This is a genomic window from Mesorhizobium sp. WSM4836 (genome assembly GCF_055811815.1).
Map to the genome: position 1 here is coordinate 1 of NZ_JBVVQF010000102.1, position 348 is coordinate 348.

Sequence of the window (348 nt, forward strand, 5' to 3'; positions counted from 1 at the left end):
ACAATAACCAGCGTGCCACTGAAGTCATCCGGAGGATGCGCAGCCTCCTGAAAAAGGCACCCTTCGAGCTGATTAGCCTCGATATTAACGACCTCGCGCAGGACACCGTCGTTTTCCTTTCGCCGCTGGCGCGCGGGCGAAAGGTCGAAGTCCGCAGCGTGATCACAGCGGATGCGCTTCCGATCCTCGCCGACCGTATTCAGCTCCAGCAAGTTATAGTGAATCTTGTCGTGAACGGGATGGACGCGATGAAGGAGACGCCGGTCGGAAGTCGCATCATCAGTATCCGGACTTCGCGCGTCGAACAGTTTGCCGAACTGTTCGTGTCAGATCGAGGACCGGGCATTC

The 348-nt window shown here is 57.5% G+C and carries 1 pseudogene; it reads left to right on the forward strand.

Going from position 1 to position 348, the window contains the following annotated elements:
- Nucleotides 1–35: 35 nt before the first annotated feature.
- Nucleotides 36–348, forward strand: a pseudogene (locus AC0L2P_RS32275) (ATPase); the annotation flags it as partial.